This is a genomic window from Rhizobium sp. C1 (assembly GCF_021026335.1).
Taxonomy (GTDB): Bacteria; Pseudomonadota; Alphaproteobacteria; order Rhizobiales; family Rhizobiaceae; genus Ensifer_A.
On the sequence record NZ_JAJNCY010000002.1, the window covers coordinates 217,605 to 234,072 of the forward strand.

Consider the following 16,468-nt stretch of genomic DNA (forward strand, 5'->3'; position numbering starts at 1 on the left):
CTCAGCGTCCTGCCTTCTGGCGGAAGCCGAGCATATTGAGAAGCGAGGCGCGTTCGGGCGCGGAAATCAGGAAGAAGCCGGCAAAGACCAGGCTGACGATGATGAGCGTCTGCAACGACATGTGCGATCCCCAAATACAGACAAGATACTCTCTGTAATCGCGATGAAGTCGTTAGGTTCCCTCTCTTCTTCACCGTTAATGATTTTTTTACACTAATCTGCCTGAACGGGAAATGAACCGGATGGAAACTTCGGCGCATATGCTTAACATTGCCGCCGGCTGGATCGGCACGCCCTATCGGCATCAGGCCTCGAAAAAGGGCGTCGGCTGCGATTGTCTCGGGCTCGTTCGCGGCATCTGGCGCGAGCTGTATGGCGAGGAGCCGGAAGAGCCTGGACCTTATGCGCACGATTGGGCCGAACGCTCCGGCACGGAGCGGCTGGCAGAGGCGGCGCTGAGGCATTTCGGGCCGCCGATCCCGCGCGGCGACATGCGGCCGGGCGATGTGCTGCTGTTCCGCTTCCGGCCCGAGGCTGCGGCCAAGCATCTCGGCATTCTGGCCGGCGATGGTCGTTTCATTCACGCTTATGAGCAGGCGGGCGTCGTCTCGTCGCCGCTCGTTCCCTCCTGGGCGCGGCGCATCGCCGCCGTCCATCGTTTTCCTGACATCTGAGGCTCATCATCATGGCGACATTGCTGTTGCAGGCGGCAGGCGCGGCGCTCGGTTCCGTCTTCGGTCCCGTTGGGTCTGCCATCGGGCAGGCGGTCGGCACGCTGGCCGGGGCCTCCATCGACCGCGCTCTGATCGGAGGCGGCTCGACCGTCACCGGCGCACGGCTGGCGACGGCCCGCATCCCGGGCGCGGACGAGGGTACGCCGGTGACGCGGCTCTACGGCACCGCGCGCATCGGCGGCACGCTCTTCTGGGCAACGCGCTTCGAGGAAGAGGTGACAAGCGAGCGCTCGGGCGGCAAGGCTTTCGGCGGTGGCGCCACCGCGACGAGCTACAGATATTTCGCCAATTTCGCCATGGGGCTTTGCGAGGGCGAGGTGACGGCGATCCGCCGTGTCTGGGCGGATGGCCAGCCGCTTGACCTCTCGGGCGTCGAGATGCGGCTCTATCGCGGGACGGCGGACCAGATGCCCGATCCGTTGATCGAGGCGAAGCAGGGCGCGGGCCAAGCGCCCGCCTATCGCAACACGGCCTATGTCGTCTTCGAGCGTCTGGCGCTCGATGATTTCGGCAATCGCATTCCGGTACTCCAGTTCGAGCTGGTGCGCGCCATCGGGGCGCTGGAGAAGCAGATCGAGGCGGTGACGATCATTCCCGGCGCGACCGAACATGGCTATGCGCCCACGCAGGTGACTGAGACGACGGGGCCGGGTGCCTCCCGCATCCTCAACCGCAATGTCGGCTATGCCGCGACCGACTGGCAGGCCTCGCTCGATGAGTTGCAGGCGCTCTGCCCGAACCTCAAGCGTGTGTCGCTGGTCGTCTCCTGGTTCGGCACCGATCTGCGCGCCGGTGAGTGCCGCGTCGTGCCGGGCGTCGAGGTGGCGAGCCGCGCGGATGAAAGCCAGCCGTGGCAGGTCTCCGGTGTGTCGCGCGGCGTGGCGCATGTCGTGTCACAGGTGAATGGCGGCCCGGCCTATGGCGGCACGCCGAACGATGCCGCCGTGCTCGCGGCGATTGCCGATCTCAAGGCGCGCGGGCTCGGCGTGACGCTCTATCCGCTCATGATGATGGACATTCCGGCCGACAATGCGCTGCCCGACCCCTATGGAGGGAACCGGCAGGCAGCCTATCCGTGGCGCGGGCGCATCACGGCCATGACGGACAGGAGCGCCGGGACGCGTGCCGCGATCGACGCCTTCTGTGGTACGGCTGCCGTGAGCGACTTTGCGGTCGGCGGCGGCGTGGTCAGCTATACGGGATCGGGCGAGGGCTATCGCCGCATGATCCTGCATTATGCACATCTGGCGGCACTCGCCGGCGGAGTTCACTCCTTCATCATTGGCTCGGAAATGCGCGGGCTGACACGACTGCGCGATCAGGCCGGGGCGTTTCCCTTCGTCGAGGTGTTGACCGCGCTCGCTGCCGATGTGCGCGGGATTTTGGGTGGTGGCGTCAAGCTCACCTATGCTGCCGACTGGAGCGAATATTCCGGACTGCGCCCGGACGATGGTTCGGGCGACGTCTTCTTCAATCTCGATCCGCTCTGGGCGAGCCCGGCTATCGACGCGGTCGGCATCGACAATTATTGGCCGCTGGCCGACTGGCGCGACGACGATCTGCTCGCGGCCAGTCCTGATGGCGCAACAACGGCCGACGATCGCGACGCCATGGCGCGCGCCATCACCGGAGGCGAATATTTCGACTGGTATTATGCCAGCGACGCCGCGCGGCAAAGCCGCAGCCGATCAGCCATCACGGATGGCGCGGCTGGCAAGCCGTGGGTCTTCCGCGCCAAGGACATTGGCAGCTGGTGGGCGAACCGGCACTACGAGCGGCGGGGCGGGACGGAACTGTCCAGTCCGACCGCCTGGCTGCCCGGGATGAAGCCGGTCTGGTTCACCGAGCTCGGCTGCCCGGCGGTAGAGCGTGGCGCGAACCAGCCGAATGTCTTTCCCGATCCGAAATCGGCCGAAAGCGCTCTGCCGCATTTTTCTTCCGGCCAGCGCAGCGACGCCATGCAGCGGCGTTTTCTTGAGGCGCATTACCAGCACTGGAATAGCGGGGCCGCGCCATCGGGCATGTTGTCCTCGCGCGACATGACCATCTGGACCTGGGATGCGCGGCCGATTCCGGCTTTTCCTTACGACACCGCACTGTTTGCCGATGGCGGCAACTGGCAGACCGGGCATTGGCTCAACGGCCGGCTGGGCGCGGGGACGCTGGCCGATGTCATCGCGGAGATCCTCACCGATAACGGCTTTGCCGAGTTCGATGTGTCGGCACTCTCCGGCGATCTCACCGGCTATGTGCAGGGCGATGTCGCCTCGGCGCGCACGATGATCGAACCGCTGATGGCCGCCTTCCAGATCGATTGCCGCGAGAGCGGCGGCAAACTGGTCTTCTCTTCGCGCGCCAAGGTCTCCAGCCCGCCGCGCGAGCTCGACGTGCTGGCCGACATCGAGGGCAAACCGCTCTGGAGCGAAACGCGGGCGCAGGAAAGCGATGTCGCTGCCCAAGCCACGCTTGACCACTATGACGAGGCGGGGGATTACGAAAATGCCGTCGCCCGCTCGCGCCGCATGTCGGCCGGCAATGACCGCATGGCCGCCGGCGCGATTGCCGGTGTGTTGTCGGAAGCGACGGCGGCCGCTGCGGCAGAAGAGATCCTGCGGGATCAGCGACTGGCCCGCCGTTCGGTGAAGCTTGGAGTCGCGCCGTATCTCATGGACATCGAGCCCGGCGATGCCGTCACGCTGCCCGATCTTGCCGGCCGTTTTCGCGTCGCGCGCATCGAGGATGGCGCCGCGCGGGCGATCGAGGCCGTCGAATATACGCCACCGGTTGGCGCGCATGCCTATCAGTCGAGTGTGACCCGTGCTGGGTCCGGTGGTGGCGCGGCGCAAGCCTTTGCACCGGATGTCGTCTTCCTCGATTTGCCCTGCCTCGGCTCGAAACCGCCGGAAGCCTATGCCTGCGCCGTCGTGCTGGCGCGGCCCTGGCGAACGGTGACGCTCTCTGCCGCGACCGGAACGGAAGGCTATCGCCCGCGGGCGGTCGTTGCGCGGCCTGCCACGATGGGGCGGCTTGCAAGCCCGCTTGCGCCTGGCTTCTCCGGCCGGATCGACCGCGCCGACGCGCTGGATGTCACGCTCGCCTTCGGCAGCTTCGGGTCGGTGACGGAGGCCGAGCTTCTGGCCGGCGCCAACCGGCTGGCTGTGCGCGCCGTCAACGGCGTTTTCGAGATCGTCAGCTTCGAGGCGGCTGAGGAGGTGGCGGCGGCCCGCTGGCGGTTGACCGGCCTCCTGCGCGGTCAACTCGGCACGGCGGATGCCATGGCGGCGGGGGGCGCGGCCGGTGCAGAGGTGGTCCTTCTCAACGAGGCCGTGGTTTCGCTGGGGCTCGATCCCGGGGAGGCGGGGCTCTCACTCAACTGGCGGGCGGAGGCGGGCGTGTCGACCGTTGGGCCCTTCGCCTTTGCCGGCGGGCGGCGGGCGGCGACGCCGCTTGCCCCGGTTCATCTGGCCGCCGCGCGGCAGGCGTCCGGCGATATCCGCCTGTCATGGATCCGAGCCGGCCGCATCGATGGCGACAACTGGGACGCCTACGACATCCCGCTTGACGAGCCGCAGGAGCGATATCTGGTCGAGATCATCAATGCGGGCGGTGGAGTGGTCCGGCATGCCGAGGTGACTGCGCCATCCTTTACCTATGCCGCGGCCGATGTGCTGGCCGACTTCGGTGCGCCGCCTTCTGTCCTGCGCACCCGCGTCCGCCAGATCGGCTGGACTGTCGCCTCCGGCCTTCCCGCCGAGGCGACGATTTCGCTTTGAGTGTTGCAACCCCCTCAAGTCAAAGGAAAAAACCATGGAAGACATCAAGACCTGGTACCAGTCACGCACCATCTGGGGCGCGATCATCGCCATTTCGGCCTCGCTGGCGCATGCCGGCGGCTACAATCTCTCCGTCGCCGATCAGGGGCAGCTTGCCGACGCGGCGCTATCGCTGGCGGGCACGGTCGGCGGGCTAGTCGCCATCTGGGGCCGGATGAAGGCGACAACGAAGGTGGCGTGAGGCTTGCGGCCCGCTCCGCACCCCTTGAAAATTGGGGGTGCGGAGGAGGGGTCTTGGGCTATTTTGGGCTGATTCGTTTCAGGCTTTTGGGATACTCACATGATTTTCGACATTTTCTTCTGGTCCGTCCTGCCTGTCGCCATCGGCCTCGGCTGCTTTGCCTATATTGCCTATGGCCCGGGCTCGGCGAAATCCACCAAATGAACGGATGCCGCGAGACCTTGCTTGCCGTCAGGCGTGATTGCTGAAGAGCGGGGACGAAGCAGCCTCGCAGTTGGTTCCGTCTTGCGCGGCGGCGACTTTTCGGCTCATGTTCATTTGTCATTCAGATGCGCATCTGTATGAATAGGCTCGATTTGAGACATCCAAGCTCATGAAAGCAATGCAATGGGATCGCATCTGATTTTGGCCGTGGCGGCCCTCGGACTTGGCCTGACTGGCGAGCCTGCCAGCAAGGACCTTATCGCCGTTCGCGGCGATTGTTCGGCAGCCGCTCGCGAGGCGTTGTCGGAAAACGGCGGCACGCTGCTCTCCGTCGAACCCGTTGGCAATGAATGCGTCATCACGATATTGGTGCAGAACAACGGTGAACGGCCGAAGAAGAAGGTCGTGCACAAGCCCATGTGAGGCCTGTGCCCGGCCGCATAACCCATGAGCCATGGGCCAATGGATTTGGCCGCCCTCGGCGGCACGAGAAACGGGATTTGACGCATGCGCATACTGGTCGTGGAAGACGACGAGAACCTGAACCGGCAGCTTAGCGATACGCTGAAAGAGGCCGGCTATGTCGTCGATCAGGCCTTTGACGGCGAGGAGGGGCATTTCCTCGGCGACACCGAGCCCTATGACGCCGTCGTGCTCGATATCGGCCTGCCGGAAATGGATGGCATTACCGTTCTGGAAAAATGGCGCGCCGCCGGCCGCGTCATGCCGGTTCTGATCCTGACCGCTCGCGACCGCTGGTCGGACAAGGTGGCCGGCATCGATGCCGGCGCCGACGACTATGTCGCCAAGCCATTCCATATCGAGGAAGTGCTGGCCCGCCTTCGCGCGCTCATCCGCCGCGCCGCCGGCCATGCCTCCTCCGATCTCATCTGTGGCCCGGTTCGTCTGGACACCAAGAGTTCCAAGGCGACGGTCGACGGCGTGACGCTGAAGCTGACCTCGCACGAGTTTCGTCTGCTCTCCTACCTCATGCACCATATGGGCGAGGTCGTTTCGCGTACGGAACTGACAGAGCATCTCTACGATCAGGACTTCGACCGCGACAGCAACACGATCGAGGTCTTTGTCGGCCGGCTTCGCAAGAAGATGGGCGTCGACATGATCGAGACGGTGCGCGGTCTTGGCTATCGCATGCAGGCCCCCGCCAAATGAGGCGCGTGACATGAGCCCCGGGGCGTGAGGATGGGGTTGGGAACGCAATCGCTGACGCTACGCGTCGTCCTGTCCGTTTCGGTCTGGGCGATTGCCGGCCTTGTCGTGATTGCCATCGCCATTTCCACGCTCTACCGGCGCGATGCGGAAAAGAGTTTCCGCGATCTCCTGCGCGCCCATCTCTTCAACGTCGTCAATTCCGTGTCCATCAACGAGAACAGGCAGCTGACGGGCCGTCCGGAACTGGGCGACCTGCAGTTCTCGCAGCCGGGCACCGGCTGGTACTGGATCGCCGAGGGCGTGGGGCAATATAAGACGACGCCGCTCGTCTCGCCGTCGCTCGGCGCAACGCCGCTGCCGGAAAAGTCTGTCAGCGAAGTGCCTTTCGACATCCGCTTCCAGCGCTTCTACGACATGAAGGATACGCTCGGAAACAATATTTCCGTCGCCGAAACGGAAGTCGAGCTGGACGATCAGGGCGATATCGTCCGCTTTCGCGTCACCGGCAACAAGGCGGTTGTCGAAGCGAGCGTCAGCGCCTTCAACCGCAGCCTCTATCTGGCGCTGACCATTTTCGGCGCGGGCAGTCTGCTTGCCAACGCACTGGCCATCTTGATCGGCCTGCGACCGCTCGACCGCGTCCGCAATGCGCTGGAAAACATCCGTGCCGGCCGCGCCGAGCGGCTGGAAGGCCGTTTCCCGAGCGAAATCCGGCCGCTGGCCAATGAGGTCAACGCACTGATCGACAACAACCGCCGCATCATCGAGCGCGCGCGCATGCAGGTCGGCAATCTCGCTCATTCCCTCAAAACGCCGATTGCCGTGCTGATCAACGAGGCCCATGCGATGACGCCGGCGCATGGCGCACTGGTCAAGCAGCAGGCCGAAGCCATGCAGTCGCAGGTACAGTCCTATCTCAACCGTGCCCGCATCGCCGCCCAGCGCGAGACCGTGCTGGCGCGCACCGAGGCGCGGCCGGTCCTCGACCGCATCGTCCGCGTCATGCAGAAGCTTAATCGCGAGCTCGAATTCGAGATGGATGACAGTGCCCCCGGCACGGTCTTTGCGATGGAGCAGCAGGATATCGAGGAGATTCTGGGCAATCTTCTGGAAAACGCCGCCCGTTTCGCGAAAGCCTCCATCCGGGTGGCGCTTGCCGAGTTCGATCCGCAGGACGGGCGCGACATGGCGCAGCTGATCATCGAGGACGATGGACCGGGTCTGGAGCCGGATGAGATCAAGGAAGCATTGAAACGCGGCCGGCGTCTCGATGAGAGCCGTCCCGGCTCCGGCCTCGGCCTTTCCATCGTCAGCGAGATCGTTTCCGAATATTCGGGACTGCTGGACCTGTCGCGCGGACCCACTGGCGGACTGCGCGCCACGCTGATTTTGCCGATTGTGGCGCAGGAAAAGCCGAAACGTGGTTGATTCTGAGGCTCTTGTTCCCCATAATTAATGTGGCGGGGCCAAGAGGGTGGTCCATCCGGGCAAGAATGGCAGGACGGTAGACGGGGAAATGATGGTCGGGGTCACGGCGCAAACGATGAAACTGACGGGGACGTGTGCCATTCTGGCGGCGGCGTTTCTCGTATCCGGCTGCGCGACAACGTCGAAGCAATCCGTGGTGCCACTGGCATTTGCCGCGCCGCAGACGTCCTATTCGTCGGGCGACGCCTTTGTCCGTGCGCTCGATGGCGGCCTGATCTCCAAGATCGACGGCACCAATCTCGGTGCGGAAGACCGCAAGCTGGCGCTTCAGGCCGAGTACAAGGCGCTGGAAGATGCCCCCGGCGGGCAGGCGGTTCCGTGGTCCGGTGCAACCGGTGTCAGCGGAACGGTAGTCGCCGCCACCCCCTATCAGGTCGGAACGCAGAATTGCCGTCAGTATACCCAGACGGTGAACGTCGACGGTCGCTCGCTGGTCTCGCGCGGGGCGGCTTGCCGCAATCCGAACGGAACCTGGACGCCGCTCTCCTGATGCGTGTCACCCGAGACCCTTCGAGCGGTCGCTCCGTTATTGCGGTCGTCAGGTCCGGCTTCACGATAAATTGATCGTCCGCCATCGTTTGAGCGAGGTCAAACGCCCGCGTCAAATTGCCGTGTATTGCCTTTTGTCAGTTGGAAACCCACTGGCCTTCGGGTAATTGAGCGGCATGCTGTTTTGGATCCTTGTCTCCTGTCTCACCGCGCTTTTGGCGGTCGCCCTTCTCGCGCCGCTTTTGCGTCGTCCGGCAACCGCTGGCGGCGAGCATAGCCATGACGTCGAGGTCTATCGCGACCAGATGGCGGAGGTCGACCGCGACGCTGCCGCGGGCCTGATCTCGAGCGAGGAGGCGGACTACGCCCGCGCCGAAATCGGCCGCCGGCTGCTGTCTTCCGCCGACAAGGCGAGCAAGGAGACGGACGGTGCCCAGGCCGCGCAAAGGCGCAGCCGTCATCCGCTGGCACAGGCCTTCATCATCCTGATCCTTCCCGCCATCGGCATCGGCCTTTATCTCCTGACCGGCAATCCCGGGGCTCCCGATGCGCCGCTGGCCGCGCGCCTTGCCAATCCCGGCAACGACGTCTCGCTGCTTCTTGCGAAGGCGGAAAATCACCTCATCCAGAATCCGGACGACGGTGCGGGCTGGGATCTTGTCGCGCCGATCTATCTGCGCAACCGCCGTCCCGGCGATGCCGCAAACGCCTATCGTCAGGCGATCCGCATTCGCGGCGAGAGCGTGGAGCGTCTGGGCGGGCTGGGCGAAGCCATCGTGATGTCGAACCAGGGCCTGGTCAACTCCGAGGCGACGGATGCTTTTCGGAAGGCGCTGAGCCTCGACCGCAACGACGCGCGCTCGGAATTCTATCTCGCCTATGCGCTGGAGCAGGAAGGTCGCAGCATGGAGGCGCTGGCGGCGTTTCAGGCGCTGGCCAAGTCCTCTGCGCCCGATGCGCCCTGGCAGCCGCTTGTCGCCCAGCATATCGCCAATCTCCAGAAGGGGACGAGCGAGGCGAAGCCGGGTCAGGGACCGGCAAATCCCGATGCGCCGGGCAATCCCACGGCCGCCGATATTGCCGCCGCACAGGATATGAGCGCGGGCGACCGCCAGCAGATGATCCAGAACATGGTGGCTGGCCTCAGCGAAAAGCTGAAGGCCAATCCCAACAATTTCGAAGGCTGGATGCGGCTTGTGCGCTCCTATGCCATGCTGAAACAGGCGGACAAGGCCGGCGAGGCGCTCGAAAGCGCGCTGAAAACCTTCCCGGCAGACAGCCAACAGGGCAAGCAGCTTGTCGCGCTGGCCGCTCAGTTTGGCATCAAGGCCCCGGAGGCAAAGCCATGACTCGCAAGCAGAAGCGCCTCGCCATCATTTCCGGCGGTGTCGGTTTCATCGTCGTGGCAGTATTCCTCGTCATGTTCGCCTTCAGCCAGTCGGTCTCCTATTTCTATGTTCCGGGTGATCTCGCGAAGGCGGACGTCAAGCCCGGTACGCGTATCCGTCTCGGCGGTCTGGTGAAAACCGGCTCGTGGGTGCGCGGCGAGGGCACGACCTCGACCTTCGAGGTGACGGATACGCTCTCGACCGTGAAGGTGACCTATACGGGCATCCTGCCGGATCTGTTTCGTGAGGGGCAGGGGGTCGTCGCCGAAGGCGCATTCGTGGCGGGCAGTCCGGTTTTCGTCGCTGATACGGTTCTCGCCAAGCATGACGAAACCTACATGCCCAAGGATGTTGCGGACCGGCTGAAGGCGCAAGGCGTTGAGCTCAGCGGCAAGGAGAAGATCAAGTGATCATCGAATTCGGCCTCTATGCGCTTGTCCTGTCCCTGGCGACAGCCATCGTGCTCTCGGTGCTTCCGGCGGTCGGCGCCTGGCGCGGTGATGCCAATCTCATGGCTGTCGCCCCGGTTGCCGCACTCGGACAGTTCGTCCTTGTGACGATCTCCTTCGGCGTTCTGATGCATGCGCATCTGGTTTCGGATTTCTCTGTCGCCAATGTCTGGCAGAATTCGCATTCGCTGATCCCGACGCTCTACAAGGTGTCCGGCGTCTGGGGCAATCACGAAGGCTCGATGATGCTCTGGCTCTTCATTCTGTCGCTGTTCAGCGCGCTGGTGGCTCTCTTCGGCGGCAATCTGCCTGCTTCGCTGAAGGCCAATGTTCTGGCCGTGCAGGGTTGGATTTCCGCCGCCTTCATCCTCTTCATCGTGCTGACCTCCAATCCGTTCCTGCGGATATTTCCGCCGCCGCCGGAAGGTCGCGACCTCAATCCGGTTCTGCAGGATGTGGGCCTCGCCATCCATCCGCCGCTGCTGTATCTCGGCTATGTCGGCTTCTCGGTTTGTTTCTCCTTTGCCGTTGCAGCCCTGATGGAAGGCCGCATTGATGCGGCCTGGGCGCGCTGGGTGCGTCCCTGGGCGCTGGCGGCCTGGACCTTCCTCACCGCCGGCATCGCCATGGGCTCCTATTGGGCCTATTACGAGCTTGGCTGGGGCGGCTGGTGGTTCTGGGATCCGGTGGAAAACGCCTCCTTCATGCCCTGGCTCGCGGGGACTGCGCTGCTGCACTCGGCGCTCGTCATGGAAAAGCGCGAGGCGCTGAAAATCTGGACCGTGCTTCTGGCGATCCTGACCTTCTCGCTGTCGCTGCTGGGCACCTTCCTCGTCCGTTCCGGCGTTCTGACCTCGGTTCACGCCTTCGCCAGCGATCCCTCCCGCGGCGTCTTCATTCTCGCCATTCTGGTCATCTTCATCGGCGGCGCGCTGACGCTGTTTGCATTGCGCGCCGGGTCGCTGACGGCAGGGGGCCTCTTCGCGCCGGTTTCCCGCGAGGGCGCGCTCGTCCTGAATAACCTGATCCTGACGGTTTCGACCGCCACGGTTCTCATCGGCACCCTCTATCCGATGGCGCTGGAATCTCTCACCGGCGAGAAGATCTCGGTCGGTGCGCCCTTCTTCAACCTGACTTTCGGCCTGCTGATGCTGCCGCTGCTTCTGGCCGTTCCTTTCGGGCCCCTGCTCGCCTGGAAGCGCGCCGATCTTCTGGGTGCGGCGCAGCGCCTCTTCTTCGCCGTGGCGGCCGGTTTCGTGATCGCCATCGCGATCTGGTATTTCGAGAATGGCGGCCCGGTTCTCGCCGTTCTCGGCATAGCGCTCGCCTTCTATCTGATGGTCGGCGCCCTGACCGATCTTTGGTTCCGCGGCGGCTTTGGCAAGGTGCCGTTCTCGACGGCTCTGCGCCGGCTCGCTGGTTTGCCGCGTTCCGCCATCGGCACGGCCTTTGCCCATTTCGGTCTTGGCGTCAGCGTTCTCGGCATCATTGCGGTCAGCGCCTTCCAGACGGAAAACGTGGTGGAAATGAAACCTGGGCAGACGGTTGAGGCCGGCGGCTATGTGCTCAAGTTCGAGGGCATGAAGCGCGGGCAGGGCCCGAATTTCACCGAGGATCGCGGCACGTTCAGCCTTACGAAGGCGGGGGTTTCTGTGGGCCAGATTTCCTCCTCCAAGCGCGTCTATATGGCCCGCCAGATGCCGACGACGGAAGCCGGCATCCGAACCTTCGGGCTCAGCCAGTTCTATGTGGCATTGGGTGACCTCATGCCGGATGGTGGCATCGTGGTGCGCGTCTGGTGGAAGCCGTTCATCATCTGCATCTGGTTCGGTGCGCTGATCATGATGGCCGGCGGTTTCATCTCGCTGTCGGATCGCCGTCTGCGCGTCGGTGCACCGGCGCGTCGTGCGAAAAAGGTTGCCGCGCCCGCTCTGGAGGCCGCCGAATGATCCGCCGGCTGGCTTTCGCCCTGTTTCTTCTCCTCTCGGCCTTGCCAGCACATGCGGTCAATCCGGACGAAGTACTGTCCGATCCGAAGCTCGAAGCACGGGCGCGCGAAATCTCCTCGCATCTGCGCTGCCTCGTCTGCCAGAACCAGTCGATCGACGATTCGAATGCGGAACTCGCCCGCGATCTGCGGCTTCTGGTACGGGAAAGGCTGAAGGCGGGCGCGACCGATCAGCAGGTCTACGACTACCTCGTCTCGCGCTATGGCGAATTCGTGCTGCTGCGGCCGCGGCTCTCCGAACACACGCTGCTGCTCTGGGGCGCCCCGGCGGTGCTGGCCATCATCGGCGTGATGGCGCTGGGCTTCTTCGCCACATCGCGCAATGGCCGGCGAAAAGCCGCTGTTTTGACGGATGAAGAAAAAGCGCGGCTGGAAGCAATTCTCAAAGAATAACTACGCTTCACTTACTGTCTTACACAACATTACGAAAAATTCATTCCTTAGCCACTTCACAGTAAGGTCTTTCGGTCTATCTCTTTCTCATCAACTGAGCGGGCTCGTTAAGCACGATCCTGATAACTAAAAAAGGGTGGTAGATCTAATGTCTTCTTCGAACTCCAATCGCGGCTTGTCCTATAAGATCGTTCTGAAGTCTACGGCTGTGGCAGGCCTTGCTGCCGTTCTCCTGTCTTCCGGTCTTCCGGCGCGCGTCACCGGCGCCTTTGCCGAGCCCGTGCATCTCGACGCACCGCAGATGACGGGTTTCGCTCCCATCGTGAAGGCGGTCTCGCCGGCTGTGGTTTCGGTTCGCGTCGAGTCACGCGTCCAACAGGTTTCCGACGACTCCAGCGGCTTCAGCTTCGATTTTGGCCCCGGCTTCGATCAGCTTCCCGAGAACAGCCCGCTGAAGCGCTTCTTCAAGCAGTTCGGCGGTCCGGATGGCCAGAAGGGTCCCGGCCAGCACGCGGAAAAGAAGCCCGGCGAAAAGGGCCCGCTGCGCCCTGTTGCTCAAGGGTCCGGCTTCTTCATCTCTGAGGACGGTTATATCGTCACCAACAACCACGTCGTCTCCGACGGCAGCGCCTATGTCGTCGTCATGAATGACGGCACCGAACTGCCGGCCAAGCTTGTCGGCACCGATCCGCGCACCGACCTTGCCGTGCTGAAGGTCGATGGCAAGGGCCGCAAGTTCACCTACGTGAAGTGGGCTGACGACAGCAAGGTCAATGTCGGCGATTGGGTCGTGGCCGTCGGCAATCCCTTCGGCCTCGGCGGCACGGTCACGTCCGGTATCGTTTCGGCCATGGGTCGTGACATCAATTCCGGTCCATATGACGACTTCATCCAGATCGATGCAGCCGTCAATCGCGGCAACTCCGGAGGCCCGACCTTCAACCTGAATGGCGAAGTGGTCGGCATCAACACGGCGATCTTCTCTCCCTCGGGCGGCAGCGTCGGCATTGCCTTCGACATTCCGGCCTCTACGGCCCAGACGGTGGTCTCCGAACTGATCAAGTCCGGCAAGATCGAGCGCGGCTGGCTCGGTGTTCAGATCCAGCCGGTGACCAAGGATATCGCGGAATCGCTCGGCCTGTCCGAAGCGCAGGGTGCTCTCGTCGTGCAGCCGCAGCAGGACAGCCCCGGCATGAAGGCTGGCATCCGCGCCGGCGACGTCGTCACGGCGGTCAATGGTGAGCCGGTCAAGGACGCCCGCGATCTCGCCAAGCGCATCGGTGCAATGCGTCCGGGAACAAAGGCGGATATCGCCCTCTGGCGCGATGGCAAGTCCCAGACGGTTCAGCTGACGGTCGGTACGCTTCCGCCGGAACAGAAGATGGCGTCCAAGGATAACAACCAGCAGGATCAGGGCGACCAGAAGCAGACCTCACTGGACACGCTCGGCATCACCGTCGGTCCGACCGATGACGGAAAGGGTGTTCAGATCCTCTCCGTCGATCCGAACTCGGCGGCTGCCGAAGCCGGTATCAAGCAGGGCGACCGTATTGCGGCCGTCAACAACAAGGACGTGAATTCCGGCAAGGAAATCACGAGCCAGCTCGATACCGCCAAGAAGGAAGGCCGCACCAAGGCGCTCTTCCAGATCGAAACCGACAACGGCAGCCGTTTCGTGGCTCTGCCGACTGAAAAGGGCTGATCCCTTTCAGGTCGTTGACATCCTGGGTGCCGGAGAAATCCGGCACCGTTCTTTCTTCTTCGCCTTGGCCTTCGATCAAGGGCCTGGCTCTTCCAAGACTTTCAAAAGACGGGTGAAGGGATTGCGCACATGGAAAGCGTTGAGCACGCCACGCATCGGTCGCCATTTTTTGCCGGAGAGGCTATCATCATGCGTATGAAGATTCTGATTGTTGAAGATGACCTGGAGGCTGCGGCCTACCTTTCGAAGGCCTTCCGGGAAACGGGTATTGTTGCTGACCATGCAAGCGACGGGGAAAGCGGCCTCTTCATGGCCTCCGAAAACGCCTACGACGTGCTGGTGGTCGATCGCATGCTGCCGCGCCGCGACGGCATTTCATTGATCACCGAGCTGCGAACCCGCGGCAAGGACACCCCCGTTTTGATCCTCTCGGCCTTGGGCCAGGTCGATGACCGCGTCGAAGGCCTGCGCGCCGGCGGTGATGATTATCTGCCGAAGCCCTATGCATTTTCCGAACTTCTCGCCCGCGTCGAAGTGCTCGGCCGCCGCAAGGGTGCGCCGGACAAGGACATGGTATACCGCGTCGGCGATCTGGAGCTTGACCGGCTGGCGCACGAGGTGAAGCGCGGCGGCAAGGAAATCCTGTTGCAGCCGCGCGAATTCCGCCTGCTCGAATATCTCATGAAGAATGCCGGACAGGTTGTGACACGCACCATGCTGCTCGAAAACGTCTGGGACTATCACTTCGACCCGCAAACCAACGTCATCGACGTGCATGTCTCACGCCTTCGCTCCAAGATCGAGCGCGACACCGAGCGGCCGCTTCTGAAGACCGTCCGCGGCGCGGGCTACATGATCAAGGATGAAGCCTAAGCATTTCCAGGAAAAGTGCGCAGCGGTTTTCCGTCTGGAAATGCGATAACAAGAAAGCAGCATCTCCGGGAAAAGTGCGCAGCGGTTTTCTGTCTGGCAACGCGAATTAAAGAAAAATTGAAATGCTTCACCAGCTCCGCATCCTGATGAAGAGCACGGCGGTTCGGCTGTCGGCTCTCTACATCCTCCTTTTCGCCTTTTGCGCTGCGTTCCTCGTGATCTATGTCGCAGGAATGTCGGCGAACTTCCTGCGTGAGCAGACGCAGAACGCGATTGCAGCGGAAGTGGAAGAGATCAGCCACATCTACGAAGTGGCCGGGATGAACGGTCTGGTGAAGACGCTGGAGCGCCGCTCGCGCCAGCCGGGCGCCAATCTCTATGTGATTGCCGGTCCGTCGGGCGATTTTCTCGCCGGCAACGTCGCCGCCATTCAGCCGGGCATCCTGGGCGATCCGGGCTGGACGGATGCGCCGTTCCGCTATGAGCGCTTTGGCGACGAGAACAAGGACAAGGCGAAGCTTCAGCCGCACATGGCGCTCGCCGATGTCTTCGTTCTGCCCAACGGTCTGCGCGTCCTTGTCGGTCGCGACCTGGGGGAGCCTGAGCATTTCAAGGTTCTCGTCCGTCAGGCGCTTGTCGTGGCTCTCGGTGTCATGGGCATCGGGGCGCTCGTCATCTGGTTCTTCATCGGCCGCAATGCGCTCAGCCGCATTGCCCGCATGTCGGATGCGAGCGCCAAGATCATGGCCGGCGATCTTTCCCAGCGCCTGCCGGTGGGAGGCTCAGGCGACGAGTTCGACCGCATGTCCGTCTCGCTCAACAGCATGCTGGGGCGCATCGAGAAATTGAACGAGGGCCTGAAACAGGTCTCCGACAATATCGCTCATGACCTGAAGACGCCTCTGACGCGCATTCGCAACAAGGCGACCGACGGGCTTTCCCATTCCAGCAATGAAGATGAATATCGCCAGTCGCTCGAAGGCATCATTGCCGAGTCTGACCAGTTGATCCGGACCTTTAATGCGCTCCTGATGATCTCTCGCGTCGAGGCCGGCTCATCGACTGCTGAGATGAACGATATCGACCTGAGCGCCATCGCGGCCGACAGCGCCGAACTCTACGAGCCGGTGCTGGAGGAGGCGGGTCTTTCGCTGAAGATGGAGATCGAGCCCGGCATTCACATCCACGGCAATCGAGAACTTGTCGGTCAGGCTCTGTTCAACCTGCTCGACAACGCTGTCAAATATGCCGGCGATATCGCGGGCAGCACGATCACGGTTTCGTTGTCGAAACAGAGCGAGCATGCCTTGCTAACGGTTGCCGACGAAGGACCGGGCATTCCGGCCCACCGTTACGCCGACGCTGTTCAGCGTTTCGTGCGCATTGATGAAAGCCGGTCCAAGCCCGGGACCGGCCTGGGGCTGTCCATGGTGGAGGCTGTGGCGGCCCTGCATGGCGGCTCGCTTGAATTGGCGGCGACAAAAGACGAGACTGCGGAAAACAAGGGACTCACCGTCAGGATGCTGTTCCCGCTGGTTTCCGCCTGATGCGCC

14 protein-coding genes are annotated in these 16,468 nt (G+C 63.1%); all 14 read left to right on the top strand.

Features of this window, described 5'->3' with window-relative positions; all coding sequences use genetic code 11:
• The first annotated feature begins 260 nt into the window (after positions 1-260).
• The 14 genes from LQK83_RS06605 to LQK83_RS06670 all read left to right on the top strand — a co-directional run bounded on the left by LQK83_RS06605 (position 261) and on the right by LQK83_RS06670 (position 16,462).
• Entirely contained in the window at positions 261-674 is a 414-nt protein-coding gene (locus tag LQK83_RS06605; RefSeq protein ID WP_230836574.1) for a DUF6950 family protein, read from the top strand.
• Between the two features lie 11 nt (positions 675-685).
• Positions 686-4,507, top strand: a complete 3,822-nt coding sequence (locus tag LQK83_RS06610; RefSeq protein ID WP_230836575.1) for a baseplate multidomain protein megatron — start codon at positions 686-688, stop codon at positions 4,505-4,507.
• Positions 4,508-4,541: 34 nt separating this feature from the next.
• Positions 4,542-4,748: a hypothetical protein gene (locus LQK83_RS06615; RefSeq protein ID WP_230836576.1), complete on the top strand. Its 207-nt coding sequence runs from the start codon at positions 4,542-4,544 to the stop codon at positions 4,746-4,748.
• 387 nt (positions 4,749-5,135) lie between these two features.
• The gene (locus tag LQK83_RS06620; RefSeq protein WP_230836577.1) at positions 5,136-5,375 is read left to right on the top strand and encodes a hypothetical protein; all 240 of its coding nucleotides are present in this window, start codon (positions 5,136-5,138) and stop codon (positions 5,373-5,375) included.
• 84 nt (positions 5,376-5,459) lie between these two features.
• Positions 5,460-6,125 (top strand): response regulator transcription factor, encoded by a 666-nt coding sequence (locus LQK83_RS06625; protein WP_230836578.1) that lies wholly within the window; start codon positions 5,460-5,462, stop codon positions 6,123-6,125.
• Positions 6,126-6,155: 30 nt separating this feature from the next.
• Positions 6,156-7,553: a sensor histidine kinase gene (locus LQK83_RS06630; RefSeq protein WP_442966717.1), complete on the top strand. Its 1,398-nt coding sequence runs from the start codon at positions 6,156-6,158 to the stop codon at positions 7,551-7,553.
• Between the two features lie 115 nt (positions 7,554-7,668).
• A complete protein-coding gene (locus LQK83_RS06635) occupies positions 7,669-8,103 on the top strand; it encodes a hypothetical protein (RefSeq protein WP_230836579.1) in 435 nt (144 codons plus the stop codon).
• Positions 8,104-8,278: 175 nt separating this feature from the next.
• Positions 8,279-9,451 (top strand): c-type cytochrome biogenesis protein CcmI, encoded by a 1,173-nt coding sequence (ccmI, locus tag LQK83_RS06640; RefSeq protein WP_230836580.1) that lies wholly within the window; start codon positions 8,279-8,281, stop codon positions 9,449-9,451.
• Complete coding sequence (ccmE, locus tag LQK83_RS06645; protein WP_230836581.1) at positions 9,448-9,900, top strand: cytochrome c maturation protein CcmE; 453 nt, start codon at positions 9,448-9,450, stop codon at positions 9,898-9,900. The genes ccmI and ccmE overlap by 4 nt, the downstream gene beginning before the upstream one ends.
• Positions 9,897-11,888, top strand: a complete 1,992-nt coding sequence (locus tag LQK83_RS06650) for a heme lyase CcmF/NrfE family subunit (protein ID WP_230836582.1) — start codon at positions 9,897-9,899, stop codon at positions 11,886-11,888. Before ccmE ends, LQK83_RS06650 begins: the two co-directional genes overlap by 4 nt.
• Complete coding sequence (locus tag LQK83_RS06655) at positions 11,885-12,340, top strand: cytochrome c-type biogenesis protein (RefSeq protein WP_230836583.1); 456 nt, start codon at positions 11,885-11,887, stop codon at positions 12,338-12,340. The genes LQK83_RS06650 and LQK83_RS06655 overlap by 4 nt, the downstream gene beginning before the upstream one ends.
• Before the next feature lie 148 nt (positions 12,341-12,488).
• A complete protein-coding gene (locus tag LQK83_RS06660; RefSeq protein WP_230836584.1) occupies positions 12,489-14,042 on the top strand; it encodes a Do family serine endopeptidase in 1,554 nt (517 codons plus the stop codon).
• Positions 14,043-14,231: 189 nt separating this feature from the next.
• Positions 14,232-14,915, top strand: coding sequence for a response regulator transcription factor (locus LQK83_RS06665; RefSeq protein WP_330166267.1), 684 nt, complete (start codon positions 14,232-14,234; stop codon positions 14,913-14,915).
• A 122-nt stretch (positions 14,916-15,037) separates the two neighbouring features.
• Positions 15,038-16,462, top strand: a complete 1,425-nt coding sequence (locus LQK83_RS06670) for a sensor histidine kinase (RefSeq protein WP_230836585.1) — start codon at positions 15,038-15,040, stop codon at positions 16,460-16,462.
• The last annotated feature ends 6 nt before the right edge of the window (positions 16,463-16,468 follow it).

Excerpts from the sequence above, each read along its gene's own strand:
- LQK83_RS06605 (WP_230836574.1), top strand. The coding sequence starts at position 261 with ATGCTTAACATTGCCGCCGGCTGGATCGGCACGCCCTATCGGCATCAG.
- LQK83_RS06610 (WP_230836575.1), top strand. The coding sequence starts at position 686 with ATGGCGACATTGCTGTTGCAGGCGGCAGGCGCGGCGCTCGGTTCCGTC.
- LQK83_RS06615 (WP_230836576.1), top strand. The coding sequence starts at position 4,542 with ATGGAAGACATCAAGACCTGGTACCAGTCACGCACCATCTGGGGCGCG.
- LQK83_RS06620 (WP_230836577.1), top strand. The coding sequence starts at position 5,136 with ATGGGATCGCATCTGATTTTGGCCGTGGCGGCCCTCGGACTTGGCCTG.
- LQK83_RS06625 (WP_230836578.1), top strand. The coding sequence starts at position 5,460 with ATGCGCATACTGGTCGTGGAAGACGACGAGAACCTGAACCGGCAGCTT.
- LQK83_RS06630 (WP_442966717.1), top strand. The coding sequence starts at position 6,156 with ATGGGGTTGGGAACGCAATCGCTGACGCTACGCGTCGTCCTGTCCGTT.
- LQK83_RS06635 (WP_230836579.1), top strand. The coding sequence starts at position 7,669 with ATGAAACTGACGGGGACGTGTGCCATTCTGGCGGCGGCGTTTCTCGTA.
- ccmI (WP_230836580.1), top strand. The coding sequence starts at position 8,279 with ATGCTGTTTTGGATCCTTGTCTCCTGTCTCACCGCGCTTTTGGCGGTC.
- ccmE (WP_230836581.1), top strand. The coding sequence starts at position 9,448 with ATGACTCGCAAGCAGAAGCGCCTCGCCATCATTTCCGGCGGTGTCGGT.
- LQK83_RS06655 (WP_230836583.1), top strand. The coding sequence starts at position 11,885 with ATGATCCGCCGGCTGGCTTTCGCCCTGTTTCTTCTCCTCTCGGCCTTG.
- LQK83_RS06660 (WP_230836584.1), top strand. The coding sequence starts at position 12,489 with ATGTCTTCTTCGAACTCCAATCGCGGCTTGTCCTATAAGATCGTTCTG.
- LQK83_RS06665 (WP_330166267.1), top strand. The coding sequence starts at position 14,232 with ATGCGTATGAAGATTCTGATTGTTGAAGATGACCTGGAGGCTGCGGCC.
- LQK83_RS06670 (WP_230836585.1), top strand. The coding sequence starts at position 15,038 with ATGCTTCACCAGCTCCGCATCCTGATGAAGAGCACGGCGGTTCGGCTG.